Below are 16,675 nucleotides of genomic sequence, written 5' to 3'. Positions count from 1 at the left end.
CCGGACTTACTGAGGGGCACAGCGGTGGGCATCGAGATCCCGAGCGAGGTCACCTGGCTCTTCCCGATCGTGGTCGGGCAGAGCTGGCCGGAGGGCGACGAGACGGCGCTGCGGCGCATGGCCGACGCCTACCGCACCGCCGCGCAGGGCGTGAAGTCGGTGATCGACGAGGCGAACGGCGCCGCGTCGACGGTCACGAGCAGCCAGACTGGCGAAGCCGTGCAGCGCTTCGAGGAGTACTGGAAGAAGTTCGCGGACGGCGACGAGTCGTACCTGCCGAAGCTCCAGAAGATCTGCGAGCAGCTCGCGGAGAGCTGCGACAACACCGCGCTCGAGGTCGAGTACACCAAGCTGTCGATCATCGCCTCGCTGATCGCGCTGGCCATCGAGATCGCCGCCCTGATCGCGGCGGCGTTCGGCACGTTCGGCGCGTCGACGGCGGGCATCCCGATCGCCCAGCAGGCGACCCGCCTGATTGTGCAGTTCACGTTCCGCCAGCTAATCCTCGCGATCCTCAAGGAGGTCGCGATCTCGGTCGGCATCGACGTGGCCATCCAGGGCATCCAGACGCTGCGCGGCGACCGCCAGGACTGGGACTGGGGCAAGACCGGCGAGGCGGCGGTGTCCGGCGCGGTCTCGGGTCTGGTCGGCGGTGTTTCCGGCGGCCTCAAGTTCGAGGGTGGCGGTCTGCCCGGCCAGGTGGCGGTGGGCGCGACGCGCGGCGCCGTCGAGGGCGCGGTGTCGACCGTCGGCACGGCGGCCGTGATGGGGCAGGACATCAGTGCGCGGGACGTGCTCATGGGCGCGTCGGCCGGCGCGGTGTCCGGCGGCATCGGCGGGGCGAAGGACGGCCTGACCGTCGAACCGCCCCGCGTGAACGTCGGCGGCCCGGACGGCGGCCCACCCAACCTCGGCAACACCTCCGGACCGCCCGACCTCGGCCCGGCCGGTTCTTCTCCCGGCGGCACGCCTGGTGGTGCTCCCGCCGGTTCTCCCAATGGTGCGCCCGGTGGTGCTCCTGGCGGTTCTCCCGGTGGTGCGCCCGGCGGTCCGACGGTCAACCGCGACGGGCTCAACCGCCCCGGCAACGGTCCCGACGCGACCACGGCTTCCTCGGTCGCCGCGCCGCCTGCGCCTTCGGCTCCGGTCGGGGCGCCGCCGTCGATCGGTGGAGGGGACCACTCGCCTGCTCCTGGTGCTTCGGCTCCTTCGGGGTTGTCGGGGACTCCTGCTTCGGGACCTCCTGCTGGTAGGCCTTCGGGCGGGTCGCTGCCGACGTCTCCCGGCACCGGGGGTGGTGGGCCTTCGATCAGCGGTCGGCTCGGGGCGGCTACCGCGCCCGGTGGTGGTTTGCCCGGTGGTGCTTTGCCCGGCGGTGGTTCGCTTGGCGGTGGCAACCTGCCCGGGTCTGGCGGTTCGACGCCTGGTGGTGCGCCCGGTGGGACGCCTGGTGGGACGCCTGGTGGGACGCCTGGTGGGCGTGCGGCCGGTGGGTTCCCGGCTGGTGGTGGGGTGCCTGGCGGGTCGGCGTTCAGCACTGGTGGGCCTTCGCATGGTGGCTTGCCTCCTGGTGGCGGTATTCCGGGCGGTACTCCGGGCGGCCCGACTCCTGGTGGCGGCACTCCGGGTGTTCCGGCTCCGGGTGGGGCTGTTCCCGGGGCTTCGGTGCCCGCCGGGGGTGCCGTTCCCGGCGGGAGCGTGCCTGGTGCCGGACCTACGCCCGGTGTGACCGGTGGGCCTACGCCCGGAGTGGCTCCGGTTGGCGGGCCGGCTCCGGCACCTGTCACGGGAGCCGGTGGGCCTGTTGCGGGTGGGACGGGTTCCGGTGGTCCGGCGGCCGGCTCTTCCTCGGCTGGGGTCGGTGCGCCGATGGCCGGTGGTGGCGGGTTCGCTCCTCCGCCTGCCAACGCGGGTGGCGGGAGTGCCGGTGGGGGCGGTGGGCGTGGTCCGTCCGCGGTTTCCGGGACCGGACTCTTCTCGGATCCGGCTCCGGGTGGGCGTGAGCAGAACGTCCGCGGGACCGACGCGGTCAGTGCCAGTTCGGTGACGGGGGTGCCGGTCCAGCCGTTCCAGAACGTCGGGCCTGCTCCTCAGCACACCGGGCCCGCGATGCCTGAGCAGCGTGGTCCGGTTGGCGGGCCTGGTCCGCAGCCGGGTGGTTTCGGACCCCAGCCGGGTGGTTTCGGACCCCAGCCGGGTGGTTTCGGGCCTCAGCCTGGAGGCTTCGGGCCGGTCGGCCACCAGCCCGGCGTCGGTGCGCCTCCGGTCCGGCCGGACGCCTCCGCTCCGGCTCCCCGACCCGGCCCGACACCGGCTCCGATGCCTGCGCCCACGCCTCCTCCGGCTGGTCCGGCCCCGGCCTCGCGCGGTGCTGATCAGACGCCTCGCACGGACGGCCCGTCCCCGGTCACCGAAAGCCCGGCCCGGACTTCGGACAGCCCGGCCGGGGACAAGCCGGTTCCCGGTAACCCGATTCCCAGCAACCCGAGTCCTGATAGCCCGATTTCCGATAATGCGGCACCTGGCAATCCGGACAGCCCGACTCCGGATGCCGACCCGGCCGGCACACCTGGCGACGAGCACTCCCCGGCCTCCAGCCACGAGTGGCCCGCCGACACCGACGCCACCACCGACCCGACAACCGACCCGACAACCGACCCGACCACGACGGACCCGGCGACCGGCCCGACGGGCACGGATCCGTTCCCCCACAAGGGCGTCTGGGGCAACCCCGCCGGCGTGGTGCCGGGCTTCTCGCAGGACGGCCCCTACCACTCCGTCCACGACAGCACCGGCCCGACCGACCGCGAAGTGGGCACCTACGACCAGCGCGCCGCCGCGATCGTCGAACCCACCTACCAGCCCTACGGCCCGTACGGCAGCTACCAGCCGTTCATCGACGCCCACTCCAGGCCCGACGGCTCCATCGCCTGGCCCCCGAACCAAGGCGCGGGCGGCCCCCGGGTGGTGGTCGAACTCCCCGCGGGCACGGTGTTGGACCGGTTCGGCAGCCCCAACGGCGACTTCCTGTCGCCCCTGCGCCCGGACGGTCAGCCGTACGGCTTCGGGGAGCGCGCGATCCTCCCCGACAGCCTCGGCAAGGGCTACCACGTCTACGTCCTGGACGCCCCGCTCACCGTCGAACTCGCCCCGGTCGCCCCGGCGTTCGACCAGCCCGGCGGCGCGCGTCAGCTCCAGCCCGTCGTCGACCCCGCGCTGATCGACCCCGCCACCGGCGGGATGAGCGTCCAGCGCCTGCTCGACCTCGGCGTCCTGCGCGAGGTCGACGTGCCGCCCGCCGACGGGCGGGTCCTGGCGCCCGACTTCGGCACGTTCGACCGCGAAGGCAACGTCCTCCGGCCCGACCCGGCCACCGTCGCCGACGCCCGGAGCGGCGCGTTCGACGACTACACCCCGGCCGACGGCCCCGCCACGCACACGCCGAACCCGGACCTCGGACCGGTCGCCCACCAGGGCCCGATCCCGCTCGGCGAGGTCTCCCAGCGCGTCGACCAGGCCATCCGCAACAGCCAGGTCACCGACTCCGGTGTCGCCCTGCACACCGAGGACCGGCTCCGGGACCTGGCCGGCCGCATCCCGGCTACGGACGGCCACGCCGTGCTGGACATCCACACCGACGGCGACGGCGTCCGCATCGGCGACACCCGCTACACCCGCGCCGAACTGGTCGAGCTGATCAACCACCACCCGGACCTCGCGGGCCGGCCGATCGTGTTCGTCGGCTGCGACGCCGCGGCCGGCGGTGAGCACAGCCTGGCCGCGCACGTCGCCCGCGAGACCGGTCAGCCGGTCACCGCGCCGGACCGCCTCGCCTGGTCCGACCAGCACGGCAACGTCTACGCCAGCTCCCCGACCGAGACCGGCGGCCCGCGGATCCCGCCGGACGGCGGCTGGCACACGTTCGAGCCGGACGGCACCAGCACCGCCGTCGGCGAGCACGGGATGCCGCCCGGCCACGAGCCGAAGGGCGACCTGGCCGACACCGGCGACCAGGCGCACCGGGGCCGCCAGGACATCGAGCCGCAGGTCCAGACCCCGTGGCAGGAGCCGGAGACGCAGCACCGGCAGACCGTCCGGCTCGGCGACGACCAGTCGCTGTTCGACGGCCGCGAGCTGCCCCGCGACACGCGCATCGAGGTGCGGAACCCGAACGGCGAGGTCCGGACGGTCGTGCACGTGGACGCGGACGGCAACGTCCACGTCGACGCGGTGGCCCCGAACACCCGCCACGGCGACAACCCCGAGGTCCGGCACCCCGCGCCGAACGCCCACTACCGCGTCGAGACCGGCCACCGGCACGACGCGTTCGTGGCCAACGCCGACGGCACCCGGCAGACCACCCCGGACACCGTCCGGGTCGGCGGCCAGGACGTCCCGATCCAGCGCACGAACATCATCGACCCGCCGCCGAACCCGGCGAACGGCCGCGTGACCATCGGCCCGGACCACCCGCTGGCCCCGCGGCCTGGCGAGCCGTTCACCGCGCGCACGGACCTCCCCCGGGACACCCGCATGGAGGTCCACGACACCGACGGCGACTACCGCGGCACGGTGCAGACCGACGCCACCGGCCGGCCGCAGTGGATCGCCGCGCCGGACTTCATCGGCGACCGCCGCAATCCCGAGGTCACGCACCCGATCGGCGGGGCCAACTACAACATCGACCGCGGCCCGCTGCACCAGGAGTTCACCACCGACGCGAACGGCCACCCGCAGAACGCGGTGGACGGCGTCGCGCCGGAGGCCGGCCACCGGCAGTCCGTGGACGACGTCCGGCAGGGCGAGCCGTTCAGCCGTCCCGGCCAGGTGCACGACGCCGACACCGAGTACACCGTCACCGACGAGCACGGCCAGCGCCGCGGCCGGTTCATCACCGACGACGCCGGCCACGTCGTGTTCGAGGAGACCCATTCGGGCCAGCGCAGCCGGGTGAACTCGGAGATCACCCAGGCCCCGGCGGGCGCCCAGGTCACCTCGGACGGCTTCTACGGGCTCGGCCGCGCCGAACAGCCGGCTCGGACGTGGCCCGCGCCGGCGAACGGCGAGGTCCAGTTGCGGGCGCAGCGGACCAGGGTGGGCGACGAGTACGTGTACTCGGTGGCGGTCGTCGGCGGGATGCCCGCGCACTGGACGCCGGAGCAGCGCGCGGCGGTGAGCAGGCCGTTCAACAACAGCGACCCGTTCGCGGCCCGGCGGGACCTGCCGCCGAACACCCGGTTCGCGCTGGACGACCACAAGAAGCAGGGCTACGGCACGTTCCAGACCGGCGACGCCGGCGAGGTGTCGCACGTCCACACGTTCCGCCCGTTCAGCCCGGACCTGAACAACCCGCTGCCGAACGCCACCCTGACCGCCGACGACGGCATGTGGCGGGCCCGCACGAACGGCGACGGCGAGACGGTCGCCACCACCGGCCGGCCGGACCGCTCCTCCGGCGGCGCTATTCGCCGGGACGGCAGCGCCCAGGTCGAGGTCGGCAGCCACGGCGAGATCGACCGCAACGGGAAGAAGCTGTCCGACGGCGGCCACCACCAGGGCAACGAACTCGGCTTCCCGGCCGAGGCCGCGAACCAGTCCAGCCAGCAGCGGGACCAGAACCAGGGCAACGGCCGCCCCGCGTTCGCGTCCGCCGAGACCTGGCACCGGATGGAGCGGGACCGGTCGAAGTTCATCAGGGCCGGCGGTACGGTCGAGATCATCGACACCTTCGCCCTGCGCGACCCGCTCCAGCGCCACCCGCACACGTACCAGACCCGCTGGCGCGTGACGCTCGCCGACGGCACGACCGAGATCTACGTCAGGAGCTACCCGAATGAGCACAACGCAGCCCTCTGGCCGGCCGACTTCTGAGCAGCGGCACGACGAGCTGCTCCAGCGGATCGGCGGCCTGCTGCTGGACGCCGCTCCGGAGGACTTCCGACGCGTCGACCTGCTGGTGCGGATGACGGTCTCGGTGCAGGACCTGGCGCTCACGGTGTACCGGCCGGACGGGTCGACGCCGGAGATGCTGCCGCCCGCCGAGCTGACGGCGGCGTTCCAGGAGATGCGCCAGGTGCTCTACCAGCCGGGCCGGGGCGCGTGGTTCTCGTGCCGGTGCGTGGTGAACGCGCCGGTCCGGATCGACATCACCTACAACTTCGACCACGACCCGCAGTTCTCCCCTCCGGTGCCCGCCGCGGACTTCGCGCGCGACCTGGAGGTCTTCCCCCGCGACGAGGCCTTCATCCCGGACTGGCTGCGCGCGAAGCTGGCCGAGGCCGCTACCGAGGAGCAGAACGCATGACCGCGCCGCAGTTGGACATCGAGGACCAGAACGCGATCCTCGGCTCGGTCACCACGCTGCTCGTGCAGCGGCTGCCCGGCGACTGGGAGCAGCTCTTCATCGAGGTCCGGATGGCGGGCCGCCACCTGGAGACCGAGGCGTCCGGCCTGACGATCTTCGGCGGGTCGTTCCAGTGGCCGCTGCCGGACGAGTCGCTGCCGTTCTTCGTGCGGCTGCGCGAGGGCATGGCGCGGCCGGGCAAGGGCACCTGGCTCTCGATGAAGCTGCACCTGGTGCACCCGGACACGTACTCGGCGGAGTTCAACCGCGACCACGAGCCGGACTGGACGTCGCCGCCCCCGGCCGAGCAGTACGCGGAGGAGCTGGCACGCCACCCGCGCGAGGTCGTGCCGGACTGGCTGCTGGTGAGGACCGGCCAGGCCCCGGCCACCGCGCAGGGCGGCCTGATCGCCGCTCCGGTGTTCGACGGCGTCGACGTGCAGGGCCTCCCGACCGGCGACCGGCCCCGCGTGCACCCGCAGGAGCTGGACGACGTCCTGAACTACCTGGAGAACGCGCCCGTCGTGCTGGCGGCCCGGTCCTACGGCCCGGACGCGTTCAAGCCGGACGCGACGCCCGCCGTGCCGATGTCCTTCCACACCGACGGCACGTGGGTGTGGCCCGGCAGCGTGGCCTACTACCTGCGCAACCACCACATCCCGCCGGCCCCGCAGCTCGTCCAGCACATCCGGGACAACGACTACGCGCCGCCGGCGGAGGTGTCCCCGGAGGCGGGCAGCGCCGCCACGGCCATCGCGACCGGCCAGGCGGAGAGCGCGCCACTGCCCGAGCACCGGCCCCGGGCGATCAGCGAGGCCGATCAGCGTGCGCTCGACCACCTGAAGAACCGCCTGGACCACTACGGCGTGAACGAGCACGAGTACGGGATCGTCGAGCCGAAGCCGGACGCGTTCGTGCTGGAGCCCGCGCCCGGCCAGGCGGGCTGGCAGGTCCAGTTCTGGGACGCCGACCGCGGTCCGCACGGCCGTCCGAGGGTCTACGAGCACGCCGTGGACGCGGCGAAGGCGCTGCTCGCGCAACTGCTGTGGCGGGACGACCTGGACGAGGCCCGGGGAGGTAGTCGCGCGCAGGTCGTGCAGCCGGTCGCCGACATCCAGCCGCTGCCGGACGAGCCGCCGCTGTCGCTGTTCCGCGACCGCGAGGCCGCCGTGCTGCCCGTGGGCGCCGAACTCGACCGGTTCGGCGCGGACACCGGCAACCTGGTCTACGCGGCGGGCACCATGTACGGCAACCGGTCACTGCCACCGGATTGGCTGAATCGTCGCTACCACGTGTATCGGGTGCAGAAGCCGGTGCCGGCGCTCAAGGGCGTCGCGGTGCCGTGGTTCGGCCAGGTCGGCGGCGGCACCGGGTACTTCCTGGCGCGTGCGGTGCGCGAGCTGGTGGCCGATGGGAGCCTCGTCGAGGTGGCCGAGGCGACCACCGAGCCGCCCGCACCGGAGGTCTAGACACCCTCGCCCGGCGTGGTTCGTCCATTCGGCGCAGCGGGGGCCCGTGCGAGCACAGGGAGTCGCGGGGGAAGATGATGCACGTGTCCGAGCCGAAGCCGTTGAACCCGACCGAGCAGGACGCGCTGGTCAAGCAGATCGGCCTCACGCTGATGCGGGCCGCCCCGGAGGACTGGCGGCACGTGACGGCGGAATACCGCGCGACCGGTCGGTACTTCGAGCTGGCCGCCGAAGTGCGGTCGGCCGACGGCACCATGCGCGTCTGGTCCCCGCCGCAGGAGGTGGCGGGGCTGTTCTCGCGCCTGCGCGCCGGGATGTACCGGGAGGGTCGGGGGAGCTGGTCCAACGCCCGCTACCAGCTCGACCACCCGTCCAGCTACAACCTGGACTTCGACCGCGCGGAACCCGCGTGGCAGACCCCACCGCCGCCGCAGGCGTACGTGGACGAGATGCGGTTCTTCCCGCGCTCCGAGGAGAACGTGCCGGACTGGCTGCGCCGCCGGCTCGCCCAGCAGCCCGTGCCGCCGCGCGGCTTCCGCACCGCCCGCGTGTTCGACGGCGCGGGCCCCGGCGGACGCCCGTCGGTCAACCGGCCCCCGGTGCCGGAGGCCGAGCACGAGCTGCTGCTGAGCTACCTGGACCGCGCGCCGGTCGCGGTCGTCGGGCGCGGCTTCGACGCCGACGTGCTGAACCCGGACGCGCCGTCCGTGGTGCCGGTGGCGTTCCAGACCGACGGCCACTGGATCTGGCCCGCCGCCGTGGGCTACTACCTGCGCGCGTACGGCGTGCCGCCCGAGCCGGAGCTGGTCGAGCGGGCCAAGGCGAACGACTATGTGCTGCCCGAGGTGCCCGAGGACGCCCGGATCGCCGCCGCCGCGAACCTCGGCGCGCCCGCCGCGCCGCGGGACACCGCGCTGCCGGTGGCCGAGGTCCCGGAGCCGGCGCCCGAGGCGTTCGGTGATCAGTTCGCGGAGCACGAGGAGCCGGTGGAGGTGGGCGCGACGGTCGCCGCGCCGCTGCCCGAGCTGCTCGCCGACGAGCCTTCCCCGCCGGCCGTGCCCACCGAGCCCGAGGCCGCCCCGCCGGCCGACGTCGAGGAGACCGCGAACCTCACCGAGATCAAGCCGGAGGTCATCGAGTTCGCGCAGGACGGCCCGCCGTACCGGGTGCGGTTCGAGGAGGACGGCCCGGTCATCGACGAGCGCTACCGGCGCGAGTCGTACGTGGACGGCATGGACCTGTTCGCACCCGCGACCTACGACCGCGAGCTGAACGACACCCAGGCGTGGAGCCCGTTCGCCGAGGAGGAGCCCGAGCCGGCGGAGCACACCGCCGAGGCGGAGGCGGTCACCCGGGAGCCGGTGCTGGAGGAGCCGTCGGAGGAGGAGCCGGACCTCGCCGACGTCCCGGTGGCGGAGGCCGGCGCGGAGCAGGCGGAGGACGAGCCGGAGGAGACCGAGCGGACCACCGAGTTCGAGGTCGACCAGGACGAGCTGTTCCCCGAGCAGGCGTACGCGGAGCAGCCGTACACCGAGCAGCCGTACACCGAGCAGCAGACGTTCGCCCAGCAGCCTTTCGCGGATCAACAGCAGTTCGCGGAGCAGCCTTTCGTCGAGCAGCAGCCCCAGTTCGCCGAGCAGCCCCAGTTCGCCGAGCAGCAGCAGTTCGCCGAGCAAGAGCAGTTCGGGGAACAGCAGCAGTTCACCGACGAGGCCGACTTCACCGACGAGTCCTTCGAGGACGACGAGCCGTTGCCGGCGGTCGAGCCGAGGCAGGTCACGCCGGACGAGGAACGAGAACTGTCCGGGGTCCGCCGGGCGCTGGACGACCTGGACGTCCCACCCGCCGCCTACCGCTTCGGCGAACCCGCCGACCGCACGTGGCTGCTGCGCACCGAGGGCCAGGACTGGGAGGTGTCGTGGTTCGACCACGGCCCGACCAACCCGGTCCGCTTCGACCGCGTGGAGGACGCCGCCGCCTACCTGATCGGCAAACTCGTCCTCACCGGCCGCCGAACCCCGCGCCCACTGCCCCCGCCCCCACCCCGCAACCAGCCCCCGCGCCCGCCGGCCAACGACGGCTTCGACCCCCAGCGCCCGCCGCACCCCGAAGGCTTCCGCGACGAGCAGCACCGACCGCACGTCGAAGGCTTCCGCGACGAACCGCCGCGTCCGCCGGTCAACGACGGCTTCCGCGACGAGCAGCACCGCCCGCACGCCGAGGGCTTCCGCGACGAACCGCCGCGCCCGCCGATGAACAACGGCTTCCGCGACGAGCGCCGCCCCGTCCCGCCACCGCCGCCGCGCCAGGAGGCCCAGGACAGCCCCAAGGTCCGTAGCTGGCCGATCACCCCCATGAACGGCGAACCCCCGCTCACCCTCTTCCGCCACAAGCAGATGGTCGAGCTGCCCGCCGGCATGGAGGTCGACCGCTTCGGCGACGGCAACGGCAACCTGGTCTACGCCGCCGGCACCCCGTTCCCGGAACGCTCCCTGGTCCCGTCGTGGATCAACCGCCCCTACCGCGTGTACCGCCTGCGCCGCCCGGTCGAGGTGCTGACCGGCGTCGCGGTGCCGTGGTTCGAGCAGCCCGGCGGCGGCACCGCCTACCTGATGCCGAAGTCGGTCGAGGACATGCTGGCCGACGGCGTCCTGGTGGAGGTCGCGAACCAGGAGGCCCCGACCCCCTAGTCCACCCGCAGCCCGTGCGCGGCGGCGAAGGCCACGGCGGTCTCCAGGTCCACCCGCGCCCCGCGCAGGTTGCCCGCGACCAGCCCGTCGGCGCTCAACCGCGCGCCGCGCAGGTCCGCGCCCTCGAACCGGCAGTCCCGCAACCGGGCCCCGGTGAGGTCGGCGTCCCGCAGGTCCGCGTCGCGCAGGTCGGCGCTCTCGAAGTTGGCCTCGCGCAGCCGCAGACCGCGCAGCTCCGCCTTCCGCAACAACGCCTGCGACAGCCCGACCAGCGTGAGATCCGTCTCCTCCAGCGAGATCGGCCGCAGCGCGCAGTCCACGAACGTCGAACCCAGCAACGTGCACGACCGGAACGACGCCGACGCCAGCACCGCCCCGGTGAACCGGCACGACCGGAACGCCGTCGCGGTGTGCGAAGAGTCACCCAGGTCCGTGCGGTCGAACCGGCACTCGGTGAACGTGCACCCCGACGTCACCAGTCCCCGCAGGTCCGCTTCGGTGAAGTCGCACCGCAGGAAGGAACGCCCTTCCCACCGCTGTCCGGCCAGCACGGTGTCGCTGTAGTCCTCGTCCGCCTCGATGATGTCCACTGTCACACCTTGTCATCGTTCAACGGTTGGTAACCTCACCGCGTCGGGCAAACCGCCCGATGCGCCGGTCCCGGAGTAGAGACCGCCGCTGACAGGTGCAGCCTGCCTAGTGGTCGTGCCCGAGGACTGAAGCCATTGGATCGTCATTCGGGAAGGCTCATGACCCGCACGCCCGTGAACGTCACCGTCACCGGTGCGGCCGGCCAGATCGGCTACGCACTGCTGTTCCGCATCGCCTCCGGCCACCTGCTGGGCCCCGATGTGCCGGTCCGCCTGCGCCTGCTGGAGATTCCGCAGGCGGTGAAGGCCGCCGAGGGCACCGCGATGGAGTTGGACGACTGCGCGTTCCCTCTGCTGTCCGGCATCGACATCACCGACGACGCCAAGACGGCGTTCGACGGTGTCAACGTGGCGCTGCTGGTCGGCGCCCGCCCGCGCACCAAGGGCATGGAGCGGGGCGACCTGCTGGAGGCCAACGGCGGCATCTTCAAGCCGCAGGGCGAGGCGATCAACGCGGGCGCGGCGGACGACGTGCGCGTGCTGGTGGTCGGCAACCCGGCCAACACCAACGCCCTCATCGCTCAGCAGCACGCGCCGGACGTGCCGGCCGAGCGCTTCACCGCGATGACCCGCCTGGACCACAACCGGGCGCTGTCGCAGCTTGCGAAGAAGCTGGGCGTGTCGGTGACCGACATCAAGAAGCTCACCATCTGGGGCAACCACTCGGCGACCCAGTACCCGGACCTGTTCCACGCCGAGGTGAACGGCCGGATCGCCGCGCAGGCCGTGAACGACCAGGCCTGGCTGGAGGGCGAGTTCATCCCGACCGTGGCGAAGCGCGGCGCGGCGATCATCGAGGCGCGGGGCGCGTCCTCGGCGGCGTCGGCGGCGAACGCGGCCATCGACCACGTCTTCACCTGGGTCAACGGCACCGCCGAGGGCGACTGGACGTCGGCGGCGGTCGTGTCGGACGGCTCCTACGGCGTGCCGCAGGGCCTGATCTCGTCCTTCCCGGTGACGGCCAAGGACGGCAAGTACGAGATCGTGCAGGGCCTGGAGATCGACGACTTCTCCCGTGGCCGCATCGACGCCTCGGTGAACGAGTTGGTCGAGGAGCGCGACGCAGTCAAGGCCCTAGGTCTGATCTGAGTTGGATTGACCTGGCTCCGCCAGGTCGGGCGAGGTCGCCGGGGAGTCGGCAGTTCGCCGCCGATTTCCCGGCGATCGAAAAGCGTGATCGCCGGGAAATGGGCGGCGACCTACCGACGCGACCTCGCGTGGTGGTTGGCTCGTGGTCGTGACCAAGAACCCGTGGCCCGTCCCGGAGCCCGAACTCACGCAAGACGTCCACCCCGCGCTCGCGGCAACCGCACGTGCGGCATCCCGCGCGTATCAGGAAGCCCGGCAGCTACACACCCGTGCCGAACTGCGTGAAGAGGTCGCCGACGGCGCCGACGGCACTCCCACGATGCGGGTGGACGAGATAGTTGAGGCAGCGATCGTCGAGGCGGCGACGAATGCCGGCGTCAACCTGCTGTCGGAGGAAGCCGGGTTCGTGGACAACGGCTCCGCCGCCACCCTCGTCATCGACCCCGTGGACGGCTCGGCGAACGCGGCCGTCGGCGTCCCGCTGTCCTGCTTCGCGGGCGCGCTGGTCATCGACACCGAACCGGTCGAAGCGCTCACGGTCTGGTTCGACACCGGCCGCGCCTGGTCGGCCAAGGCCGGTCAGCCGACCCCGTTCCGCACGTCCGGCCGCACGCGGCTCAAGGGCGCGTCCCTCTGCATGATGCGTCCGAAGCGCGGCACCGAGGACGCCTGGATGCGGCTGGCGAACACCGCCGACCGCATCCGGATCCTGTGCACGACCTGCCTGGAGACCATGCTGGTGGCGGAGGGCGCGGTGGACGCGTTCGCCGATCCCGGCTCGGACACCCACCGCCTGATGGACCTGATCGCCGCCCTGGTCACGGTGCCCGCGGCCGGCGGAGCGCTGCTCGACCTGCACGGCCGCCCGCTGACCTTCGACCTCGACCTGTCCCGCCGCTGGTCCGGCATCGCCGCCGCGACCCCGGCCCTGGCCGACGAGCTGATCACCACGATCCTCGGCTGACGCGCCGCGCCGCCGAGGGCGCGGGCAACCGACCGGCCGACGCGGTACTCCACCCGAACGGGTGACAGCGCGGCCCCCGCGCCCGGTCGGCCGACATAGGGTCTACCCGGCACGGCCTGTGCCGCACCGAGGACAGGGGTCTGCCCCGGCACGGCCCGTGCCGCGCCGAGGTGGATACCCGGTGTCGAACGGCTAGTCGCCGGTCCGGGGCTCGACCAGGCTGTCCGGGCCGGGGTAGACCAGCCCTTCGTGGCCGTCGGAGAAGCGGACCAGGTACGGCGGAGCACCTTCCTGCCCGCGGACTTCCACGATCTCGCCGATCCTCTCGTCGAGACCCACCGCGCGGCTGTGGACGTGCAACCGGTCACCTACTGTCGCGTGCATCTGCAACACCTCCGGTGCGTCAGAGCTTAGGACGGTTCCGAAGGTACCGACAGCCTGGCAATTCCGCTCAGCGCGCGACCCGTACGGGTCAGCCGCAGGCGGCGGACAGCTTGGCGACCTGGTCCACCTTCTTCTGGGTCCAGTCGGCGAGCCGCGTCGGGTCCAGGTCGTTCAGCGTCACGTTGGACATGGTGTCCGAGACGCCGTTGATGGCGTCCTTGAGCGTGGCGTCGCCCGCCTTCTCCGCGAGCTTGTTCAGCTCCTCCGCCTTGGCCTGGGTCTCGTCCAGCGCCTTCTGCGGGTCGCTCACGTTCGGCGTGAACCCGGCCAGCGAGAGCGCCTCGACGCATAGCTGCGCCTTGTCGGCGGCGGCCCCGACCTGGTTGGCGGTGTCGTTCGCCTGCTGCACCGCCCCACACCCGGACACCGCGCCGACGAGTCCCAGCGCCAGCAGGATGGTGGCGACCGGACGACCTGCGCGCATGGCTACTCCCGTGTGACTCGACTTGCTCGATGACCGTTTCGCCCGACTCTACCGACGCGCGTAGAGCCTGCGCACCACATCGTCGATCTCGGGTTCCTCCACGACGAGGTCGTGCACCTCGGCCCGCGCCGCGACGGCCGCGATCAGCGCCGCCGCGGTGGTGTCGGCCCGGCGGAACGCGAGGTGCTGTCGCAACCCGCCCAGCTCGGTCCGCACCGCCACCACGCCGGGCAGGTCGGCCAGCGGGTCGGCCGGCTTCTCCAGGTCCACCACCAGCACCCGCTCCGGCGCGACCTCGGCGCGCAGCTCCTCCAACGGCCCGTCCGCCAGCACCGTGCCCCGGTCGATCACCACCAGCCGCGGGCAGAGCCGTTCGATGTCGTCCAGGTCGTGCGTGGTCAGCAGCAGCGTGGTGCCGCGCGAGGTGTTGAGGTCGACCAGGAACTCGCGCAGCCGCTCCTTGGACTCCAGGTCGAGCCCGATGGTCGGCTCGTCCAGCACCAGCAGCTCGGGCCCGTGCAGCAGGGCGGCGGTCACCTCGCCGCGCATCCGCTGCCCCAGGGAAAGCTGGCGCACCGGCGTGTCCAGGAACGCGGACAGCTCCAGCAGCTCGACGCACTCCCGCAACCGCCGCGCGTAGTCGCCCGCGCCCACCCGGTAGATCGCCCGCAGCAGGTCGAAGCTGTCCTGCAGCGGCAGGTCCCACCAGAGCTGGCTGCGCTGCCCGAACACCACGCCGATCCGCCGCGCCAGCTCCCGCCGCGACCGGGAGGGGGCGACGCCGGACACCCGCACGTGCCCGGAGGTCGGCACCAGGATGCCGGTGAGCATCTTGATGGTGGTCGACTTCCCGGCCCCGTTGGGCCCGACGTACCCCACGGCCTCGCCGGCGGCGACGTCGAACGACACCGAGTCCACCGCGCGGACCGTCCGCCTGGTCCGCCGGAAGCGCCCGGCCTTGGTGGTGACCGTGAACTCCCGGCGCAGCTCCCGCACTTCGATCATGACCCGGTCCCTCGGTAGTGGCGAACGGCGGAGCGCCACACCAGCCCGGCCACGCAGGCGGCGGCGAGTGCGACGAGAGGTGAGATCCAGCCGAGGAGAGCGGGCCCGCCCAACGGGTCGGCGCGGTCCAGCAGGGCCAAGCCGGGGTAGTAGGCGACGAACGCGCCGGGCACCACGAACGCCATGAACCGCCGCAACCACCCGGAGTACACGGTGATCGGGTAGGAGGTGAACGCGTTGCTGCCGTAGGTGACGGTGTTCGCCAGCTCCTGCGCCTCGACCAGCCAGAAGCAGACGGCGCAGGCCACCACCCAGACCGACGAGAAGATCACCGCGCCGGCCAGCGGCGCGACCACGACCAGCAACGCCGTCCACGGTGACCACGCGATGTCGTTGTGCGTCAAGGCGAACACCAGCGTCACCACGCCGGCGGCGACCCGTCCCAACCGCCGCAACCGGACGTCCGACACCACGATCTGCGGCAGGGTTCCCAAGGGCCGCAACAGGAGCACGTCGAACTTGCCGGTCCGGATGTAGTCCGGCAGCTCGTTGAGCTGCCCGGCGACCAGGTCCGCGATCCCGAACGCGGTGGCCGCGATGGCGTACATCAGGACCACCTCGGACGCGGAGAACCCGCCCAGCGCGTCGATCCGGTGGAACACCACGAGGATGATCACCAGCTCCATCGCCTGGGCGAACGCCTGCCCGACGCACTCCAGCGCGAACGAGGCCCGGTACGACACCTGGCCGCGCAACCGCGCCCCGATGAGCTTCGGGTAGACCCGGTCACCCACCCTGCACCACCAGCTTCCGCACGGCCCGGCGCAGCACCAGGTGCCCGGCGACCGACACCGCGACCGCCCAGAAAGCCTGGTGCGCCAGCACGGTCCACTGTGGACCGTGGTTCAGGTAGACGTCGATCGGCGCTTGGATGACGGTCGGGAAAGGAGTCGCCCACAACAGGTCCTGAGCCCAGTCGGGGAAGAACGCCAACGGCACGCTCAAGCAGAAGACGTTGGTCGACACCATGTAGATGGTGGTCACGCCACGACTGTCCAGCAGCCAGAACGCGGTGGCGTTGACCAGGAACCGCAACCCGAAACTGACCACCAGCGCCAGCACGGCGCTGATCGCGAACAACGGCCAGGTGCCGGGCTCGGGCCAGTGGAACGGGAAGACCAGCGCGCCGATCAGGATCGGCGGCGCCAGCCGCACGAACACGCAGAAACCGGCCCGCCCCACGTCCTCGGCGAACAGCGCGGCCTGGAGGTGCCAGGGCCGGTAGAGGTCGACCACGACATCACCGCTGCGAATGCGCTCGGCCAGCCGGGAATCGTTCCAGAGCTGGACGAACGCCACCAGACCCTGCCCCAGCCACACGTACGCGACGGCGGCGGGCACGTCGTACCCGGCAATGGGAGCCGCCCCGACCGCCGCGATCATCACCGCGGTGCGGAGCATGCCGAACATGACGTTCGCGGCCAAGCCCGCGAACATCGCTTGTCGATAGGTGGAGTAACGGCGGAATCCGGCGAGCGCGAGTTGCGCGTAAGCGCGCACGTCTAACAACCTTAGGAACCCGCGCAAACCAATTTCC

General features: G+C 72.4%; 12 protein-coding genes. 6 read left to right on the top strand and 6 right to left on the bottom strand.

Annotation, left to right across the window (positions count from 1 at the left end; translation table 11 throughout):
* The first annotated feature begins 24 nt into the window (after positions 1 to 24).
* The 4 genes from ACQPZF_RS38400 (at position 25) to ACQPZF_RS38385 (ending at position 10,502) form a co-directional block, all read left to right on the top strand.
* Positions 25 to 5,871 (top strand): glycohydrolase toxin TNT-related protein, encoded by a 5,847-nt coding sequence (locus ACQPZF_RS38400; RefSeq protein ID WP_433265597.1) that lies wholly within the window; start codon positions 25 to 27, stop codon positions 5,869 to 5,871.
* On the top strand, positions 5,834 to 6,304 hold the full coding sequence (locus tag ACQPZF_RS38395; RefSeq protein WP_433265595.1) for a hypothetical protein: 471 nt from the start codon (positions 5,834 to 5,836) through the stop codon (positions 6,302 to 6,304). The genes ACQPZF_RS38400 and ACQPZF_RS38395 overlap by 38 nt, the downstream gene beginning before the upstream one ends.
* Complete coding sequence (locus ACQPZF_RS38390; RefSeq protein ID WP_433265593.1) at positions 6,301 to 7,812, top strand: TNT domain-containing protein; 1,512 nt, start codon at positions 6,301 to 6,303, stop codon at positions 7,810 to 7,812. Before ACQPZF_RS38395 ends, ACQPZF_RS38390 begins: the two co-directional genes overlap by 4 nt.
* A gap of 83 nt (positions 7,813 to 7,895) precedes the next feature.
* Entirely contained in the window at positions 7,896 to 10,502 is a 2,607-nt protein-coding gene (locus ACQPZF_RS38385) for a glycohydrolase toxin TNT-related protein (protein WP_433265591.1), read from the top strand.
* Here the strand turns inward: ACQPZF_RS38385 and ACQPZF_RS38380 are convergent.
* On the bottom strand, positions 10,499 to 11,092 hold the full coding sequence (locus ACQPZF_RS38380; RefSeq protein WP_433265590.1) for a pentapeptide repeat-containing protein: 594 nt from the start codon (positions 11,090 to 11,092) through the stop codon (positions 10,499 to 10,501). The genes ACQPZF_RS38385 and ACQPZF_RS38380 overlap by 4 nt on opposite strands.
* 159 nt (positions 11,093 to 11,251) lie before the next feature.
* Between ACQPZF_RS38380 and ACQPZF_RS38375 the strand changes: the two genes are divergently transcribed.
* Together ACQPZF_RS38375 and ACQPZF_RS38370 are read left to right on the top strand one after the other, a co-directional pair.
* Positions 11,252 to 12,241, top strand: a complete 990-nt coding sequence (locus tag ACQPZF_RS38375) for a malate dehydrogenase (protein ID WP_433265588.1) — start codon at positions 11,252 to 11,254, stop codon at positions 12,239 to 12,241.
* Between the two features lie 148 nt (positions 12,242 to 12,389).
* Positions 12,390 to 13,205, top strand: coding sequence for an inositol monophosphatase family protein (locus ACQPZF_RS38370; RefSeq protein ID WP_433265586.1), 816 nt, complete (start codon positions 12,390 to 12,392; stop codon positions 13,203 to 13,205).
* 192 nt (positions 13,206 to 13,397) lie between these two features.
* Here the strand turns inward: ACQPZF_RS38370 and ACQPZF_RS38365 are convergent, their stop codons facing one another.
* From ACQPZF_RS38365 to ACQPZF_RS38345, 5 genes are all read right to left on the bottom strand, one after another.
* Complete coding sequence (locus ACQPZF_RS38365) at positions 13,398 to 13,589, bottom strand: DUF1918 domain-containing protein (protein ID WP_433265584.1); 192 nt, start codon at positions 13,587 to 13,589, stop codon at positions 13,398 to 13,400.
* An 88-nt stretch (positions 13,590 to 13,677) separates the two neighbouring features.
* Positions 13,678 to 14,073, bottom strand: a complete 396-nt coding sequence (locus ACQPZF_RS38360; RefSeq protein ID WP_433265582.1) for a bacteriophage spanin2 family protein — start codon at positions 14,071 to 14,073, stop codon at positions 13,678 to 13,680.
* A gap of 48 nt (positions 14,074 to 14,121) precedes the next feature.
* Complete coding sequence (locus tag ACQPZF_RS38355; protein ID WP_433265580.1) at positions 14,122 to 15,078, bottom strand: ABC transporter ATP-binding protein; 957 nt, start codon at positions 15,076 to 15,078, stop codon at positions 14,122 to 14,124.
* Entirely contained in the window at positions 15,075 to 15,872 is a 798-nt protein-coding gene (locus ACQPZF_RS38350) for an ABC transporter permease (protein WP_433265578.1), read from the bottom strand. The genes ACQPZF_RS38355 and ACQPZF_RS38350 overlap by 4 nt, the downstream gene beginning before the upstream one ends.
* Positions 15,865 to 16,638 (bottom strand): ABC transporter permease, encoded by a 774-nt coding sequence (locus tag ACQPZF_RS38345; RefSeq protein WP_433265576.1) that lies wholly within the window; start codon positions 16,636 to 16,638, stop codon positions 15,865 to 15,867. Before ACQPZF_RS38345 ends, ACQPZF_RS38350 begins: the two co-directional genes overlap by 8 nt.
* Positions 16,639 to 16,675: the final 37 nt, after the last annotated feature.

The organism is Actinosynnema sp. CS-041913, from assembly GCF_050942485.1.
In the GTDB taxonomy this organism is placed as follows: domain Bacteria; phylum Actinomycetota; class Actinomycetes; order Mycobacteriales; family Pseudonocardiaceae; genus Actinosynnema.
The sequence above is the reverse complement of the archived record's forward strand: the minus strand, read 5'-3'. Positions and strand labels throughout refer to the sequence as shown.